Source organism: Streptomyces sp. NPDC048566 (genome assembly GCF_043199735.1).
GTDB lineage: Bacteria > Actinomycetota > Actinomycetes > Streptomycetales > Streptomycetaceae > Streptomyces.
Genome location: NZ_JBICWL010000001.1, coordinates 328,907 through 346,053, shown reverse-complemented (window position 1 = coordinate 346,053; position 17,147 = coordinate 328,907). Strand labels below are relative to the sequence as shown.

The 17,147-nt window shown below is 73.8% G+C and carries 15 protein-coding genes; 8 read left to right on the top strand and 7 right to left on the bottom strand.

The features are described from left to right. Positions 1-25 precede the first annotated feature (25 nt). Entirely contained in the window at positions 26-1,678 is a 1,653-nt protein-coding gene (locus ACGFS9_RS01475; RefSeq protein ID WP_393249622.1) for a sigma-70 family RNA polymerase sigma factor, read from the bottom strand. Between the two features lie 446 nt (positions 1,679-2,124). Here ACGFS9_RS01475 and ACGFS9_RS01470 point away from each other — a divergent pair, with 446 nt between their 5' ends. Continuing rightward, positions 2,125-3,540, top strand: a complete 1,416-nt coding sequence (locus tag ACGFS9_RS01470; protein ID WP_393249620.1) for a DEAD/DEAH box helicase — start codon at positions 2,125-2,127, stop codon at positions 3,538-3,540. 135 nt (positions 3,541-3,675) lie between these two features. Here the strand turns inward: ACGFS9_RS01470 and ACGFS9_RS01465 are convergent, their stop codons facing one another. Then, positions 3,676-5,199, bottom strand: coding sequence for a methionine--tRNA ligase (locus ACGFS9_RS01465; RefSeq protein ID WP_393249618.1), 1,524 nt, complete (start codon positions 5,197-5,199; stop codon positions 3,676-3,678). Between the two features lie 299 nt (positions 5,200-5,498). On the opposite strand from ACGFS9_RS01465, the gene ACGFS9_RS01460 reads away from it, so the two are divergent. Further along, entirely contained in the window at positions 5,499-7,850 is a 2,352-nt protein-coding gene (locus tag ACGFS9_RS01460) for a discoidin domain-containing protein (RefSeq protein WP_393249616.1), read from the top strand. 83 nt (positions 7,851-7,933) lie between these two features. Here ACGFS9_RS01460 and ACGFS9_RS01455 read toward each other — a convergent pair whose 3' ends face one another. Then, a complete protein-coding gene (locus tag ACGFS9_RS01455) occupies positions 7,934-8,953 on the bottom strand; it encodes an aldo/keto reductase (protein ID WP_393249614.1) in 1,020 nt (339 codons plus the stop codon). Positions 8,954-9,136: 183 nt separating this feature from the next. Between ACGFS9_RS01455 and ACGFS9_RS01450 the strand changes: the two genes are divergently transcribed. Continuing rightward, a complete protein-coding gene (locus tag ACGFS9_RS01450) occupies positions 9,137-9,727 on the top strand; it encodes a TetR/AcrR family transcriptional regulator (RefSeq protein WP_393249612.1) in 591 nt (196 codons plus the stop codon). A 237-nt stretch (positions 9,728-9,964) separates the two neighbouring features. After that, positions 9,965-10,429 (top strand): SRPBCC family protein, encoded by a 465-nt coding sequence (locus ACGFS9_RS01445; protein WP_393249610.1) that lies wholly within the window; start codon positions 9,965-9,967, stop codon positions 10,427-10,429. A gap of 30 nt (positions 10,430-10,459) precedes the next feature. Here the strand turns inward: ACGFS9_RS01445 and ACGFS9_RS01440 are convergent, their stop codons facing one another. Beyond that, on the bottom strand, positions 10,460-12,031 hold the full coding sequence (locus ACGFS9_RS01440; RefSeq protein ID WP_393249608.1) for a cation acetate symporter: 1,572 nt from the start codon (positions 12,029-12,031) through the stop codon (positions 10,460-10,462). 371 nt (positions 12,032-12,402) lie between these two features. Between ACGFS9_RS01440 and ACGFS9_RS01435 the strand changes: the two genes are divergently transcribed. The 3 genes from ACGFS9_RS01435 to ACGFS9_RS01425 all read left to right on the top strand — a co-directional run bounded on the left by ACGFS9_RS01435 (position 12,403) and on the right by ACGFS9_RS01425 (position 14,000). Beyond that, positions 12,403-12,876: a carboxymuconolactone decarboxylase family protein gene (locus ACGFS9_RS01435; RefSeq protein ID WP_393249606.1), complete on the top strand. Its 474-nt coding sequence runs from the start codon at positions 12,403-12,405 to the stop codon at positions 12,874-12,876. A 270-nt stretch (positions 12,877-13,146) separates the two neighbouring features. Beyond that, complete coding sequence (locus tag ACGFS9_RS01430) at positions 13,147-13,776, top strand: AAA family ATPase (RefSeq protein WP_393250474.1); 630 nt, start codon at positions 13,147-13,149, stop codon at positions 13,774-13,776. Beyond that, on the top strand, positions 13,773-14,000 hold the full coding sequence (locus ACGFS9_RS01425; protein ID WP_393249604.1) for a hypothetical protein: 228 nt from the start codon (positions 13,773-13,775) through the stop codon (positions 13,998-14,000). The genes ACGFS9_RS01430 and ACGFS9_RS01425 overlap by 4 nt, the downstream gene beginning before the upstream one ends. 199 nt (positions 14,001-14,199) lie before the next feature. Here the strand turns inward: ACGFS9_RS01425 and ACGFS9_RS01420 are convergent, their stop codons facing one another. Further along, positions 14,200-14,463, bottom strand: coding sequence for a hypothetical protein (locus ACGFS9_RS01420; RefSeq protein ID WP_393249602.1), 264 nt, complete (start codon positions 14,461-14,463; stop codon positions 14,200-14,202). Positions 14,464-14,643: 180 nt separating this feature from the next. Next, positions 14,644-15,051 (bottom strand): YrdB family protein, encoded by a 408-nt coding sequence (locus ACGFS9_RS01415; protein WP_393249600.1) that lies wholly within the window; start codon positions 15,049-15,051, stop codon positions 14,644-14,646. Positions 15,052-15,188: 137 nt separating this feature from the next. On the opposite strand from ACGFS9_RS01415, the gene ACGFS9_RS01410 reads away from it, so the two are divergent. Then, a complete protein-coding gene (locus ACGFS9_RS01410) occupies positions 15,189-15,722 on the top strand; it encodes a GNAT family N-acetyltransferase (protein WP_393249598.1) in 534 nt (177 codons plus the stop codon). A 42-nt stretch (positions 15,723-15,764) separates the two neighbouring features. Here the strand turns inward: ACGFS9_RS01410 and ACGFS9_RS01405 are convergent, their stop codons facing one another. Then, on the bottom strand, positions 15,765-16,958 hold the full coding sequence (locus tag ACGFS9_RS01405) for an MFS transporter (RefSeq protein WP_393249596.1): 1,194 nt from the start codon (positions 16,956-16,958) through the stop codon (positions 15,765-15,767). Positions 16,959-17,147: the final 189 nt, after the last annotated feature.

Genomic DNA, 17,147 nt, shown 5'->3' with positions numbered 1-17,147 from the left:
GCCCCGGCGGGCTGCGCCCGCGCTGTCACATCCTGGTGCCGAAGTCCTGTGTCCACCAGGGGCCGCCCGAGCCCTTGTGCACGCCGACACCGATGTTCTTGAACGAGCAGTTCAGGATGTTCGCGCGGTGGCCGGGGCTGTTCATCCAGGAGTCCATCACCGACTCCGGGGTCTGCTGGCCCATGGCGATGTTCTCGCCGTAGGTGGACCAGCGGTAGCCCGCGGCCGTGATCCGCTCGCCGGGGTCCTCGCCGTCGGGGTTGCCGTGGTCGAAGAAGTTCCGGGCGTCCATGTCCACCGAGTGGTCCAGCGCCGCCTTCTCCAGCTGCGCGTCCTCGGTGACCGGGCCGCATCCGGCGGCGGCGCGCTCCTTGTTCACGAGGGCGACGACCTGGGCCACGGTGCCGGCCGGGGCGGCCTGGGCGCGCGGTGCCGCTGAGGCCGTGCGGGGCGGGGCCTTGGAGGACGGGGCGGCGGACGTGGAGGGCTTCGCCGGCCGCGGCGTCGGGGACGCCTTGGGCTTCGCGGACTTCGACGGCGACGCGGACGCCGAGGGGGACGGGGAGGCGGTGTGCGACGGCGAGGCCGGGACGCCGTCGGCGCCGGATGCCGACAGGTCCTCGACCGGGTCGCCCGCGGTGCGCGCCGCGGTCGCGCCCCCGCCCGATTCCCCGGAGTCGATGGCGAAGTACCACAGGCTGCCGCCGGCCAGGCACGCGGCGACGACGGCGCCGCCGACGGCCCGGCGCCGGACGCGCCGCCGGCGGCGGGCCTCGAGGCGTGAGGCGGCTCCGCCGCGCGGGGCGCGGTGCCCGGCCGCGGAAGCCGAAGCGCCGCCCGGGTCACCGGACTCGCGCAGCAGCGACGCCGACCCGGTGGCCGTCATGGCGTCCGGAGCCAGTGCCGCCAGGAGGCCGGGCGAGACCGCGATCAGCGCCAGTCCGGCCAGCAGACCCTCCGCGGGCACCAGCCCGTTCCACAGGCCCGAGCAGCGCACGCAGCCGCGCGCGTGGCGGGCTATTCGCTTGCGCCACAGCGCGGAGGGGCGGCCGTTCCAGGAGGCGGTCAGGTCGTGCAGCTCGGCGCAGGGCGGTTGCGCGTCCAGGGCGCGTACGACCACCCGCGCCGTCTCCAGCTGTGCCTTCATCCGCTGCACCTGGACCGCCGTGTGCTGCGGGGACAGTTCCAGTGCCGCGGCCACCTCGGCCCGGGTCAGCTCGCCCGCGCACTCCAGCCACCACAGGGAGAGCACGGCGCGGTCGTCCGGTTCGAGCCAGCGGGTGGCGCGCGCCGTCTCCTGGCGCTGGCCGGACAGCTGGAGCTGCCACATCGTCAGGTCCACGAAGTCCGCGCCCGGGTCGGCGAGGTGTTCGGCCTCCTCGACACCGCCCGGGGCGGGCTGCCGTTCCTGCCAGTGCGCGCGCACCTGGTTCATCGCGATCGCCACGAGCCAGGAGCGGAAGTTCTCCGGAGCCCGCAGCCCGTCGAGGCCGTCCAGGGCGCGGAGCATGGTGTTCTGCACGACGTCGTCCACGTCGACCGAGCCGTTCAGCGCCCGCCCCACGACGTTGTAGACCAGGGGGAGATAGGCGCCGACCAGGGCGTCCTGGGCCGCCGAGTCGCCCGCTCGGGCGGCTGTGACCAGTGCCGCCGGGTCCGCGTCGTGCTGTCTCCTCATGAAATCTTCCCTGTCCTCGACTCCGAACGATGCTGCCGTCGTATGGGAGACCGCCCCCAGGGCCCCGGATAACAGTTCTTCGCACCACGTGTTCCGGCAGACACTCGCCGCCCCGGCGCCCGCCCGCAATGGACGACGTCACATCCGGCGGCCCGAGCACGAACAAGCGGACGGATATGGCCCCCTTGCCGGGATTGCACCACGGCGTGGAGGCGCGGCGCGCCCCGTGGTGTCCCGGCCGGAGCAGTGCTGCGCCCGGGAGGACCGGCCCCGGACCGGGCTCCGGGACGCTCCCGGCAGGCGACCCGGGGGCCGGGCCCGTACCGGCCCGGACGGCGTCCCGGCCTCCGCTGGTAAAATGGCGGAACGCTTCGTCGTCGCCGGGGCCCGTACCAAGCGGTACGGGCCCCGGCGCGTTGCGGGCGTCGGACTCAGGAAGGTTCCCCATGAACGCGAAGCCTCCGGCTTCTGGACGCCCCCGCACGGGCGAGTACCGGCCGACGACGGCGCCGCGGGCTGAGACCGAGGTACCGCGGGACGCCGCCGCGGGTCTGCCGCCGGCGGCGTCCTTCGGTGAACTCGGACTCCCGCCCGAGCTGCTGACCGAGCTCACCGGCCTCGGGGTCACGGAGCCGTTCCCCGTCCAGGCGGCGACGCTGCCGAACGCCCTCGCCGGGCGTGACGTGCTCGGACGGGCCCGCACCGGTTCCGGCAAGACGCTCGCGTTCGGACTGGCCCTCCTCGCCCGGACCGCCGGACGTCGCGCGGAGTCCAAGCGCCCCCTGGCCCTGGTCCTGGTCCCGACCCGGGAACTCGCCCAGCAGGTGGGCGACGCCCTGGCGCCCTACGCCCGGGCCCTCGACCTGCGGCTGGGGACCGTGGTCGGCGGCGTCTCCATGAACCGGCAGACCGCGCTGCTGCGCACCGGCGTCGAGGTCCTCGTCGCGACCCCGGGCCGGCTGACCGATCTGGTCTCCCGCCGCGAGTGCCACCTGAACCACGTGCGGATCACGGTGCTCGACGAGGCCGACCAGATGTGCGACCTGGGCTTCCTGCCGCAGGTGTCGCAGATCCTGGACCAGGTGCGCGCCGACGGGCAGCGCCTGCTGTTCTCGGCCACGCTGGACCAGGGTGTCGACCAGCTCGTCCGCGATCACCTGCACGATCCGGTCCTGGCGTCGGTCGACCGGGCGGCGGCCTCGGTGACCACGATGGAGCACCACGTGCTGACCGTGCACGGCGCCGACAAGTACGCGACGGCGACCGAGATCGCCGCGCGGGACGGCCGGGTACTGATGTTCCTGGACACCAAGGCGGGGGTGGACCAGTTCACCCGCCACCTGCGGGCGAGCGGGGTCCAGGCCGCGGCGCTGCACAGCGGGAAGTCCCAGCCGCAGCGCACGCACACGCTGGGCCGGTTCAAGAGCGGTGAGCTCACCGTGCTGGTGGCGACGAACGTCGCCGCGCGCGGCATCCACATCGACGATCTGGACCTCGTGGTCAACGTCGACCCTCCGGCCGACTCCAAGGACTACCTCCACCGGGGCGGGCGTACCGCCCGCGCCGGTGAGTCCGGCCGGGTGGTCACCCTCGTCACCGCCGGCCAGCGGCGCGAGGTGAACCGGATGATGTCGGATGCGGGGATCCGTCCGACGGTGACCCAGGTGCGCTCCGGGGAGGCGGCGCTCACCGCGATCACCGGTGCCCGGCGGCCTCCGACGGAGACGAAGAAGACGGGCAACGCCCCGTTCCGCGGCATGGGCACCCGGCCGGGGCGTCCGGGCAAGGAGTCCCGCAAAGCGGCGGACGCCCGCAAGGCCGCGGAGGCGCGCGCGGCGGCCCGGGTCCGCAAGAGCCGCTGACGCACGGTCCGCGCCGGGCCGGCCGCGGACCGGGTCGCCGAGAGGCCGGCTCCGACCCGGTCCACGACGGCTCCCGTCAGGGAGGTGCGCCCGGCCGGCTGCCGCTCTGCCGCGGACAGCGGTGCCCGGGCCGGCTCACCTGCCCTCCCGGAGCCGGGGAAAGAGCGGCACGGGCGCCGGCAGTGTTCCGTTCCCGGTGGTGCGAAGCTGTGCGGAGATCCGCGCGACGGCTCCCGGGACGAACGGCGCGAGTTCCTCGGCGAGCAGCCGGCAGGCATGCACGAGCGCGGCGAGCACGTCGTCGAGGCGCGCACCGGCCGCGAGGTCCCCGCGCCCCTCGGCGCGCGCCAGTTCCCAGGGGCGGGTGGTCTCGACACACCGGTCGGCGGCCTCCACGATCCGCCAGGCGGCGGCGATGGCCCGGCGGAAGTCGTGGTCCTCCAGGGCCGCGTCGATCCTCTCGGGAGCGGTGCGGCAGACCGCGCGCAGCGGCGCCGCGGCGGGCTCGGCCCCGGACGGCGCGGGCACGGCACCGGCCCGGTAGCGGTGGACGACGGTCACCACCCGGTGGACGAGGTTGCCCAGGCCGCCGGCGAAGTCCCGGTCGGCCCGCGCCGTCAGCCGCTCGACGCCGAAGTCGGCGTCTCCGACCCGGGGTACGTCCCGCAGCAGCCACCAGCGGACGGCGTCGGCTCCGACGGCGCCGACGAGCGCGACCGGGTCGACGGTGGCGGGACCCGACTTGCTGATCTTGCGGCCGTCGACGGTCAGGTAGTCGTGGACCAGGACGTCGGTGGGCAGCGGGAGTCCGGCCGACAGCAGGATCGCCGGCCAGTACACGGCGTGGAAGCGGACCACTCCCTTGCCGGCCAGGTGGACGCGGCGGCCGTCGCCCGCCCACCATCGCTCGAACGCGGCTCCGTCGGTGCCGTAGCCGAGGCTGGTGACGTAGGCGGCGAGCGCGTCCCACCACACGTAGATCACCTGGCCGGGGTCGCCGGGCACGGGGATGCCCCAGCCGCGGGCGCGGTCCTGGGAGCGGGAGACGGAGAAGTCGCGCAGACCGCCGTCGATCAGCGCGAGTACCTCGTTGCGACGGGCGGCCGGCTCGATGCGCAGCCGCCCGTCGGCGATCAGCTCACGCAGCCGGCCGGCGTGCCGCGACAGGCGGAAGAACCAGTTCTCCTCGGCGACCGGCCGCGGCTCGGTGCCGTGCTCGGCGCAGCGCCCCCCGATCAGCTCGTCCGGGGAGTAGAACTGCTCGCAGCCGACGCAGTAGAGACCCTCGTACCGCTGGCGGTAGAGGTCGCCCGCGGCGGCGCAGCGGCGCCACAGCGCCTCGACGCCGGCCCGGTGGCGGGGGTCGCTGCCGGTGCGGACGAAGTCGTCGAGCGAGAGGTCCAGCGGACCGCGCAGGGCGGCGAACGCATCGGCGTTGCGGTCGACCAGCTCCCGTACCTGCAGGCCTTCGGCCTCGGCCGCCAGCACGTTCTTGAGCGAGTTGTCGTCCGTGCCGCCGAGCAGGCGCACGTCGCTGCCCCTGCGGCGCCAGTGGCGGGCCAGGGTGTCCGCCTGGACGAGTTCCAGGGCGAAGCCCAGGTGCGGGGCGGAGTTGACGTAGGGAAGGGTCGTGGTGACGAAGTGGCGTGGTGCGGTCATCGGTCCTCCTGCCGGGGTGGAGCCGATCCGCGGTGCACGCCGGGGCCCCTCCCGGGGCCTCGGTGTGCGGTACGCATCCGTGCTCAGCAGCCCCGTGTGCGGGGCATCATCCGGCGCTGAGGCGAAGGCGTGATCATGGCGGGGATGCTAGCAACGGAGCGTCAGGTCCGGCACCTCGTTTGTCAGTTCATTATTTGCAGGTCCCTGTATCAATCTTGCGCACGTTCTTGGACTTCTCTTGCCGCCGCTCCTAGCCTTCTTGCGTCCGCTCACCCCACGAGCCCTGAGGACGCACGCCTGTGAATCCATCCCCCAACCGCAGACCCCTGCGCCGAGGCCTGGCGGCGACCGTGTCGCTGGCTCTCGCCGCGGCCGGCACGGTCGTGGCCGTCGCCTTCGCACCCGCCGCCGCGGCGGCCGGGGTGCCCGCCCCTTCCCCGGTCGGCATATCCGGCCGCGGTGCCACCGTCCCGTTCAAGGAGCAGGAGGCCGAATACGCCGCCACCAACGGCACCCTGATCGGACCGGACCGCCTCTACGGCCATCTCCCCTCGGAGGCATCCGGACGGCAGGCGGTGACGCTGGACGCGACGGGCGAATACGTCGAGTTCACCCTGACCGCGCCGGCGAACGCCATGTCGTTCCGCTATTCCCTGCCCGACAACTCCGCGGGCACCGGCCGCGACGCGAGCCTGGACCTGAAGATCAACGGCACGCAGCTGAAGTCGGTGCCGGTCACCTCCAAGTACGGCTGGTACTACGGCGGTTACCCCTTCAACAACAACCCGGGCGACACCAACCCCCACCACTTCTACGACGAGACCCGCACCCTGCTCGGCTCGACCCTGCCGGCCGGGACCAAGGTGCGGCTCCAGGTGTCGTCCACGAGCGCCTCACCGTCGTTCACCATCGACCTCGCCGACTTCGAGCAGGTGGGCGTGCCCGTCGGCAAGCCCTCCGGAGCCCTCGACGTCGTCGGCGACTTCGGGGCCGATCCGACCGGCGCGGCGGACTCGACCGCCAAGATCCAGGCCGCCGTCGACGCGGGCAAGGCCCAGGGCAGGACCGTGTACATACCCCAGGGCACCTTCCAGGTCCGCGACCACATCGTCGTCGACCAGGTGACGCTGGCCGGAGCGGGTCCCTGGTACAGCGTGCTGACCGGGCGCGACCCGGTGAACCGGTCCAAGGCCGTGGGCGTCTACGGAAAGTACGCGAGCCAGGGCGGCAGCAGGAACGTCACCCTCAAGAACTTCGCGATCCTCGGGGACATCCGCGAGCGCGTCGACGACGACCAGGTCAACGCCATCGGAGGCGCGCTGTCGGACTCCACGGTCGACAACGTGTGGATGCAGCACACCAAGTGCGGGGCCTGGATGGACGGGCCCATGGACAACTTCACCATCAAGAACAGCCGCATCCTGGACCAGACGGCCGACGGCGTGAACTTCCACATGGGCGTGACCAACTCGACGGTCACCAACACGTTCGTACGGAACACGGGGGACGACGGCCTCGCGATGTGGGCGGAGAACATCCCCAACGTCAGGAACAAGTTCACCTTCAACACGGTGATCCTGCCGATCCTCGCCAACAACATCGTCACCTACGGCGGCAAGGACATCACCCTTTCCGACAACGTGATGGCGGACACCGTCACCAACGGCGGCGGCCTGCACGTCGCGAACCGCTATCCCGGGGTCAACTCCGGCCAGGGCACGGCCGTCTCCGGAACCACCACCGCGGCCCGCAACACCCTGATCCGCACCGGCAACAGCGACTACAACTGGCAGTTCGGTGTCGGCGCGGTGTGGTTCAGCGGGCTCAACGAACCCCTGGACGCGACGATCGACATCACGGACAGCGAGATCCTCGACAGCTCCTACGCCGCCATCATGAACATCGAGGGCGCCACGAAGGGACTGCACTTCGAGAACGTCCGGATCGACGGTGCCGGCACCTACGCGCTCCAAATACAGGCGACGGGCACGGCCTCCTTCACCAACGTCACGGCCACCCACATCGCCCAGTCCAACCCGATCCACAACTGCGTCGGCCCCGGCTTCGTGATCACCCGCGGATCCGGCAACAGCGGCTGGTACGCCGATCCGCCGGCCTGCACCGGGAACTGGCCGGCGCCGCAGTGGACCAACGGCGGCGTACCCGGCGGAGGCACCACGCCCCCGGCCGACCCGCCCACCGACCCTCCGACGGACCCGCCGACCGACCCGACCGTCAACCTCGCCAGGAACCGTCCCGTCACCGAGACGAGCCACACGGACGTCTATCCCGCGTCCAAGGCCGTGGACAGCAACGCGGACACCTACTGGGAGAGCGCCAACAACGCCTTCCCGCAGTCCGTCACCGTCGATCTCGGCTCCGCCCGGGCGGTCAAGCGCGTCGTGCTCAAACTGCCGCCGGCGACGGCGTGGGCCACACGCACCCAGACCCTCGCCGTCCTCGGGAGCACCGACAACTCCGCGTTCACCACGCTGAAGCCGTCGGCGGGCTACACGTTCAACCCGTCGAGCGGCAACACGGTGACCATCGGCCTGACCGGCACGGCGACCCGCTACCTCCGGCTGACCTTCACCGGCAACACCGGCTGGCCGGCGGGGCAACTCTCCGAACTGGAGGCCTACACCGGCTGAGATCCTCCGTCCGCCCACCGATTCCTGGCGGCCCCGCCCCGAACCTGACCCGGGGCGGGGCCGCCAGGCCCGTCACCGGTGACTCAGCGGCGCCGTAGCGCCGGATCGATCAGCGCGGGCGGGGTGTCGAACTTCTCGTGCGCAGCGAGGTCCGTCCCGGGAGCCACGATCGCGTCGATCGCGTCGAGGACGTCCGCGTCCAGCACGGTGTCGGCGGCGGCGAGCTGGGCGCGCAGATGCTCGGGCGTGCGCGGGCCGAGAAGCGCGCTCGTCACGGCGGGGTGCGCGGTCACGAAACCGAGCGCGAGCTGGATCATCGACAGCCCCGCCTCCTCGGCGACGGCCGCGAGCCGTTCCACGGCGTCCAGGCGCGCCCGGTTCGCGGGCACGGACAGGTCGAACCGCTGCGGCATGGCCGCCGACCGGCTGGTGGTGATTTCCCGGCCGGCCCGGACCGCGCCCGACAGCCATCCCGAGGCCAGCGGGCTCCACACCAGGACACCGAGTCCGTACTCCTCGGCGACCGGCAGGACGTGCGCCTCCACGCCGCGCTGGAGCACCGAATAGCTGGGCTGCTCGGTGACGTACCGGCTCAGCCGGTGCTCGCGGGCGGCCCACTGCGCCTGGACGATCCGGTGGGCGGGAAACGTGGAGGAGCCGAAGTACCTTATTTTCCCCGCACGTTGCAGGTCGGTCAGCGCCGACAGCGTCTCGTCGTCGGCGGTCCGCGGGTCCCAGCGGTGGATCTGGTAGAGGTCGACGTGGTCGACGCCGAGCCGGCGCAGGCTGGCGTCCAGCTCGGCGACCAGCCACCGCCGCGAGCTGCCACGGCGGTTCGGCTCCTCCCCCATGGGCAGCCCGGCCTTCGTCGCGAGCACGATGTCGTCCCGGCGGCCGGCGACGGCCCGGCCGACCATCTCCTCCGACTCGCCCCCGCCGTACATGTCCGCCGTGTCGATCAGGTTGACACCGGCCTCCAGAGCGGCGTCGACGAGGGCGGTGGCCTCGGCCTGGGTGGTGCGTCCGATGCTGCCGAAGTTCATCGCGCCGAGCGCGAGCGAACTCACCTGCACACCGGTACGGCCCAACGTGCGGTACTGCATGAGCCTGACTCCTCTGTCCCTGGTGAGGGTGGGGCACGGCGCGGCTTGGTGGACAGGCCGCGCTCTGCCATGATGGTCAAACGGAACCCCGTCCCGTTTGACGATACGGGACAGTGTTCCGCTTATCAAGTTCGATCCGGAACGACGTCCCGTTCCGTCGGCCGGCAGCGGAGGAAGGCGACCATGAACGACAGCGGCGAGAGTGCGGGGCGGGCGCCCCGGGCCAAGCGGGCCGACGCGCGGCGCAACCAGGAGTCCCTGCTCGACGCGGCCGCGGCGATCTTCGCCGAGTCCGGCGTGGAGGCGCCGGTACGCGATGTCGCCGCGCGGGCCGGCGTCGGCACGGCGACCATCTACCGGCACTTCCCCACCCGGGCGGATCTCGTCATCGCGGTCTACCGGCACCAGGTGGAGGCATGCGCCGAGGCCGGTCCGGCCCTCCTGGACGCCGGACCGTCACCGCACGCGGCGCTGGTGCGCTGGATCGACCTCTTCGTCGACTTCCTCGTCACCAAGCACGGCCTCGCCGCCGTCCTCCAGCCCGGCAACACCGCCTTCGACGGGCTGCACGGCTACTTCCTGGACCGGCTGCTGCCGGTGTGCACCCAGCTCCTCGACGCAGCGACCGAGGCCGGTGAGATCCGCCCCGACCTGACGGCCTACGAACTGATGCGCGGGGTCGGGAACCTGTGCATCGGGGCGGGCGACGACCCGCGGTACGACGCCCGCCGGCTGGCGGCGCTCCTGATCGACGGCCTGCGCCTGCCCGGCTGAGTCCGGGAGAGATGCGGCGGGGGCAGGTGGCCGGGCCCGCTCGGCCGGCCAGGGCACAGGGCGGCACGGCGAGCAGGGATCGCCCGGGCGCCCTTCGTCCCGGCCCGCCGGCTCGGGGGGCCGGCCGTGTCGGCCGGGTGCACGCGCCCGGCGGGCGGGCGACGACCGGACGGATGCCGACGGCCGTCGTCCCCGGGCGCCGCGCCCGACCGGGCGCCGGCCTCTAGCATGGACCTCGTGTACACGACGCGCGTGGCGAGACGGGTGAACGCCCCCCGCAGTGCGGTCTACCGGGCACTGCTGGACGCGGAGGCGATCGCGCGATGGCGTTCTCCCGAGGGCATGCGCGCCGAGGTGCACGCCTTCGACGCCCGCGAGGGAGGCGTGTTCCGGGTGTCGCTCACCCACGACGCAGCGGACGCCGCCGGCAAGTCGGCCGGGCGCACCGACACCTACCACGGCCACTTCGTCGAACTCGTGCAGGACGAGCGGGTGGTGGAGGTCATCGCGTTCGAGGCGGACGACCCCGCGCCGGCCGGCGAGATGGTGCTCACCACGCGGCTCACGGACGTGGACGGCGGCACCGAGGTCGTGATCGTGCACGAGGGGGTCCCGGACGCGGTCCCGCCCGCCGACAACGAGACCGGGACGCGCATGGCGCTGGACAACCTGGCGCGGCTGGTCGAGTCCGCGGACCGCTGACGTCCCGCCGCCCCTCCCCCGCGCTCGGCCTCACCGGCTGAACCGCCCTCGCCCGGCCGGCTGCCGGGGTACCGCGCGGGCGCGGCGACGGCCCGCGAGCCCGAGCAGGAAACCGGCGGGCACGGTGACGATCCCCGGCGTCTGGAGCGGGAACCAGTGGACGTCGTGCCCGGGGAAGACGGCCGTCGGCGTTCCGGTGAAGGCGGGGGAGCCCGTCAGCAGCAGCACGATCAGCGGCAGGGTCCCGTAGACCGTCCAGCGCACCCCGGTCGCCGAGTGGCCCGGCAGGAAGAGGGCGTACGCCAAGACCGGGACGAGTACCGACGCGGCGGCGGTGAACGACAGGGAGAGCAGCGTCAGCCTTCCCCGGTCGGCCAGCGCGGCCGAGAGCACGACCGCCACCGCCCCCACCAGGACGATGCCCGCCCGCGCACGCCGGATCTCGCCGGCCCGCGAACCGTGCGCGGCCCGGGATACCCTCGGACCTCGGAAGTCACGGGCGAGGCTGGACGCGGCGGCCAGCGTGATACCCGCGACCGCCGCGAGCGTCGTCGCGAACACGGCACAGGCCACGATGGCGAAGAGCATGCTGTGCCGGGCCACCCCGTCGGCGGGGTCGAGCACGCCGGTCACCATGAGCAACGCCGTGGCCCCCGCCGGGTCCGCCGCCCGCAGCGCTTCCCGGCCGACGAGGGCGCACGCCCCCAGGCCCGCCACGACGACTCCCGCGCAGACCACCGCGACCGGGCCCACCGCCCAGCCGACGGCCCGCCGCGCGGTCCGCGCGTCGCGGACCGGGTGCAGACGCATGGTGATGTGCGGCAGGCAGGCGGCGCCCACCAGCAGGGTCGCCTGAAAGCTGATCAGGTCCAACCGTCCGGCCGTGGAAGGCCCGAAGTGGAGTCCGGGCCGTGTGTAGGCGGCCCCGGCCCCGGAGTTGTCCCGGGCCGCGGCGAGGAGCGCCGGCGGCGACCAGCCGAACCGGGCGAGGACGATCGCGGCGACCAGCGCCACCGCGGTCACGGTGACACCGACCTTGAGGATCTGCACGTAGCCCGTACCGCGCATTCCGCCGAACGCCGCGTAGCAGACCATCAGGGCTCCCCCGGCCACGGTGCATCCGGTGAGTGCTCCGTCGGGAAGCCCGAACATGGCCGCCATGATGTGCCCGGCCGTGCCCAGCTGGACCAGCAGCAGCGGAGTGAGGACGACGAGGCTCGCCACTCCCAGCGCGCGCCGCACACCGGGGTCCCCCAGCCGGTCGGCGACGAAGTCCCCGAGGGTGAACACCCCGCTCCGGCGCAGCGGTTCGCCGAGGAGGCGCAGGACGAGGCCGAGCGAGACCACCGTGGCGGCGGCGAAGAGGATGCCGTCGGTGCCGTCGAGGGCGACGGAGCCGGTGGTGCTGAGGAGCGTGGCGGCCGAGATGTAGTCACCGGCGATGGCCAGCCCGCCGCCGACCGGGCCGAACGCCGCGCCGCCACCGGCGTAGAAGTGCTCGGGATCGTCCAGGTCGGCCGCCGCGAGCCCGCACAGCAGGAGGGACACGGCGACGAACCCCAGGAAGACCACGACCGCCAGCGACTGCCCGCCGCCGCTCACGCGCCGCGCCCCCGTCCGGTGACGGCGCTCGGGCGGCGGACCGTGCCGGGCGGGCGAGGTGAGGGAGACGGCGAGGTGGATGGGGTAGGCATGCGCGGCATGGGATCAGTGCGCCGGGACCCGGTACAGGGGGCGGGGCGTTCACGAGGCCGCCGCACAGCCGGATTCCCGCGGGGGTGTGCCGGGGCACAGCGGGGCGCTCACCGTGCGTCGGGGCGGACGGCGAGGTGCGCGCGGGACCGTCGGCGCGGAGGCGGCGGGCGGGTGCGTCCCGTCGCGCGGGCGGGAGACTCAGGTCACATCGCGCGATGTCACGGGAGGGGCCGGTGTCTCGTCTCGGGTGCGGACGCATCGACGATCGGAGACAGGACATGGACGCACGACTGAACTGCTTCGCCCGGCCGAGCGCGGACGAGCCGCTCCGGTTCCTGATGTCGGCGGGCCGAGCGCTCAAGGAATCCCCGCTGCCGTCGGCGACGCAGGAACTGGTGGCCCTGCGCGTGAGCCAGATCAACGGCTGCGCCGTCTGCGTCGACATGCACACCAAGGACGCGACGGCGGCCGGAGAGAGCGCCGACCGGCTGCATCTCGTGGCGGTGTGGCGGGAGGCGACGGTCTTCACCGAGGCGGAGCGGGCCGCGCTGGAGCTGGCGGAGCAGGGGACGCGGATCGCGGACGGGCGCCCCGGGGTCGCCGACACGGTTTGGGAGACGGCGGCGCGGCACTACGACGAGGATCAGCTCACCGCGCTGGTGGTCCTGGTCTCCCTGATGAACGCGGCGAACCGGCTCAACGTCATCACCCGGCAGCCGGCCGGGGCCTACCGGCCGGGGCGGTTCCACTGAGCCCACCGGGCCTCCTGCGGCCCATCGGGCCCGATGGGCCGCAGGGCGAGGGCCCCGCCCGTCGTCGCACCATGCGGCGGGTCCGCCGCGGTGCCGGTCCCCTCCCTGCCGGTCCCCTCTCTGCCGGTCCGCCGCCCCGCCGCGCCCCGCCCGCACGCCGGGCGTTGATCCATCGGAATGATTCGGGGGCTCCGCAGGGTGAACGGCGGGGCGGCACTGCCAGCCTCGGCGGCGCGGGGCGCCGCACTCACTAGCGTCGCCTCCGTGTCGATGAGCTATGCCTTCGTGAACCTGAAACCCGGAGTGGGCAAGACGACCAGCGCGGTGTGGCTGACCCACGCGCTGCACGAGTCGGGCCGCTCCCCCCTGCTGGTGGACAGCGACCCGGCGTCGTCGGCGCTGCGGTGGAGCGAACTCGCGGGCGGCTTCCCGTTCCCGGTGTGCTCGCTGCCCGTGGGCGACGTGCACCGCCGGGTCGACGACTTCCTCGGCGACCGGCACGCCGTGGTCTTCGACGCTCCGCAGCTGGAGGACCACGCGCACATCGCCCGGAGCATCATGCGGTACGCGGACGAGTGGATCGTGCCGGTCACCCCCTCCCCGATCGAGCTGGACCGGATGGCGCCGATCGGCGGCGAGATGGGCGACGTGCAGTCCCTGCGGGTCCGGCCGGCCCGCTCCGCCGTGCTGCTGAACCGTACGAACCGGCCGGACGCCACCCGGACGGGACCCGACGCCGACGCCCGCGACGCGCTCACCGAGCGGGGCTTCGACGTGCTGTCCACCCACATCCCGCGGCTCGACCTGTACGCCCAGTCCTTCGGCAGCCCGGTGGACGTCAAGGGCTCGGCGTACATGGATCTCGCGGACGAACTCATCCAGCGTGAGGAGGCGCGGTGAACCAGCGCCGGGACACCTACCGGGCCGCTCTGCGGCGGGAGCCGAACACCACCCCGCCGCCACGGCAGCCGCCGGTCACCCACCTCGATCTGCGCTACGTCCGGGTGACGATCGAACTGGACCCCGCCCTGGCCCGCGAGGTGACGCGCTGGGCCGGGCCGCCCGTGTCGGCTCTGCTGCGCGTGGGCGCGGCGGTACTGCGCCCGCTCGGCGGCACGGCCTGACAGCCGTCCCGCCGCACGACGGCTCCCGCGCGGCCCGTCTCCCGGACCGCCCGGCGCAGCGGACACGGCCGGCGGGTCCGCTAGGGACGCTCGCCGGCCGGCCCGCGTCCGGCGGGCCGCTGCCGCAGCAATCGGGCGGCGCCGACGGACCGGTGGCACGGGCAGCGAGAGGGTGGCCGGCGCACGTGCCGCCGGCGGTTCAGGCCTCCAGCGGGTGCCCGCCGTCGCCCTCGACGACGACCCGGTCCACGCCCGGCTCGTCGGCACGCTCCACCATGGTGACGTCGATCTCGCCGTCCCCGGTGGTGTCGAACTGGTAGAGGTCGGCCTTGCCGTCGCCCGTGGTGTCGGTCATCCAGACGTCGGTCCGGCCGTCGCCGTTGGTGTCGGCGCTGAGAAGGACGTGGTGCTCGTCGCCCTGGGTCTCGACCGCTTCCTGCGTACCCTCGTTCTTCGTCTCCATGACGGCCGGTTGCCCCCGCCCGGGGGTCCGAAACTACGGGCCGCCGCCGCTGCCGCCGCCCCGCGCGCGGCGCTCGCGCCCACCGCCCGCCCTCCGGTCATCCGCCGTCCGGGCGTCGCCGCCCCGGCCTCCCCTCACTCAACGGTCATGGGGAGAGGGGGACTTGGCGGCGGACCCGGTTCACGGGGATGCCGGGCGCGCGCGGTGCGGGACGAAGCGGGGGCGGAAGACCTCCGCCAGCGCCGTGTTCGCGCCGGCCACGACCGCGAGGACGATCCCGCCGACAGGGTGCCCGAGGTCGTACACCGCCGCCGCGGCGCCGCAGAACACCAGCGCCTTCACGAGCAGCACACCGGGCAGGGCCGGCCGGAGCCGGGCCTTCGGCGCGGCGAAGAGGGCCCAGAGGACCATCGCCGCCACCGGCACACCCGCCCCGAGGGCGATCCGTGCCGCCGCACCGTCGCCGGTGCCCACCCCCCACCAGCCCAGCACGGCGAACGCCACGAGTTCCAGCAGGAAGGCGAGGACTTCGTTGGCGGTGAACCACCACGGTCCCGCCGCGAACGCCGTCTCGGCGGATTTCGGCATGCTGTCCCTCCCGACCGGTCCGGGGGAACAGCATGCCAGGGCGCCGCCGGCCGCGTGCGGGGCGTGCCCGTTCGGCGACCGCGTCCGGGCCGGGGACGTGGCGTTCCGGAGCGGTCGCCGTGCGGCAGGATGGGGGCATGACCGAGATCCGCACCCCTCGCCTGCTGCTGCGTCGCTGGTACGACGACGACCTCGCCCCCATGGCGGACATCAACGCCGACCCGCGGGTCATGCGCTGGGTCGACGACGGCTCGGTGCTCGGCCTCGACGCCACGGCCGAGGCGATCGAAGGCTGGGAGGACACGTGGGACGACGAGGGCTTCGGCCTCTTCGCGGTCGAACTCCTCGCCTCGGGTGAACTCGCCGGTTTCACGGGGCTGTTCGTCCCGGACTTCCTCCCGGAGGCGGCTTCCGAGGTGGCGATCGGATGGCGGCTCGGCCCGGCCTTCTGGGGACAGGGCTACGCGTCCGAAGCGGCCCACGCCACCTTGGAGTTCGCCGTCCAGGACCGCAACCTCGACCGGGTGGTCAGCATCAACCGGGTGGGAGACACGGCGTCGGAGAACATCGCCCGCAAGCTCGGGATGACCCGGGAGCGCGAGGCGGAAGATCCCCGGTACGGTTTCCCCCTCCACGTCCACGCCATCGACCTGACCGAGTTCCAGGCCTGACATCCGGCGGGACGCCCGTCGGGCGGACGCGGGGCCGGGCCCTCAGGTGTGCGCCGGCACGGGGCGCCGGACCAGGTAGGCGCCCGCGACCGAGACCAGGACGCCCATGCAGGCGATGAACACCAGGCCCGCTCCCTCCAGGCCGATGGGGCCGACGAGCAGGCCCACTCCGATCACCGGCAGCGAGATGCCCGTGTAGGCGACCACGAACAGGGTGGAGATCACCTCCGCGCGGTGGTCGGCCGGCGACGCCGCGGCCACGGTCGCCAGCGCACCGCGGAAGGCGAGGCCCTGCCCGGCCCCGCCGACCAGCGCGCTGAGCACCACGAGGGCCAGCGCCTCCCAGACGAGTGCGCCGGCCAGCAGGGCGAGCCCCGCGAGCAGTGCGGCGCAGCCCAGCGGGAGCGACCGGGCCGGCCCCACCCGGCCCACGGCCAGCTGCCCCCCGGTCGAGGCGAAGAAGGCCAGGGCCACGACCAGCCCGGTGACCGCGTGGTCGCTCACGCCCAGGGACTCGGCGAGGAAGGCGGGGCTGACCGAGGTGAACACGCCGAAGAGGGCGAAGCCCACGAAGGCGGCGACGGCGGAAGGGCCGAACACCGCCCGGACCTCGCGGGGCAGCCGGGGCCGGTGGGGCCGGACGCCGGTCAGCGGCCCGCGTTCCCGGACGGTCTCGCGCAGCCATAGGACCGCGGCGACCGAACAGGCGACGAGCGCGAGGTGCACGATGAACGGCAGGTACAGCGGCCAGGGGGCGAACTCCGCCAGCAGCCCGGCGAGCAGCGGCCCGCAGCCGAGCCCTCCCATGTTGGCGGCCGTCGCCACGAAGGTGGCCCGGGCCGTGCCGCCGCGGGGGGCCAGTTCCATGACGTAGGCCGTGGCGGCGCCGGTGAACAGGCCGGCGGACAGACCCGACATCAGGCGTCCGGCGTACAGCCAGCCCAGGCCGTCGGCGCTCAGGAAGCAGACGGCGCTCGCCGCGGCGAAGCCGAGGCCCCACAGCAGGACGGGCCGCCGCCCGACCGAGTCCGAGGCGTTGCCGGCCAGGAGCAGCACGCCGATCACCCCGAAGGCGTACACCGCGTACACCACGGTGACCGTCAGCTCGGAGAAGCCGAACTTGTCCTGGTAGAGCCCGTACAGCGGGGTCGGCAGGGTGGTGCCGGCCATGCAGACGGCGAACACGGCACCGGCGAGCAGGCACGCCCGCCACCCTCGGTGATCTGCACCTTCCATGCCGCCGACCTTAACCGGACGGGCCGGTGACGGACCCGCCCGACGTGCGCGGGTTCCGGCGAACCTCGCACCACCGGTGTCCGGGCGGGGCGTGCGCGGGCGGTCCGCCTCCCCCCGTACGGGAGGCGGACCGCTTCGCGCCGGCCCTCGTCGGGCCGGGGCGGGGCGCAGGGGACCGGGGAGGCCGAT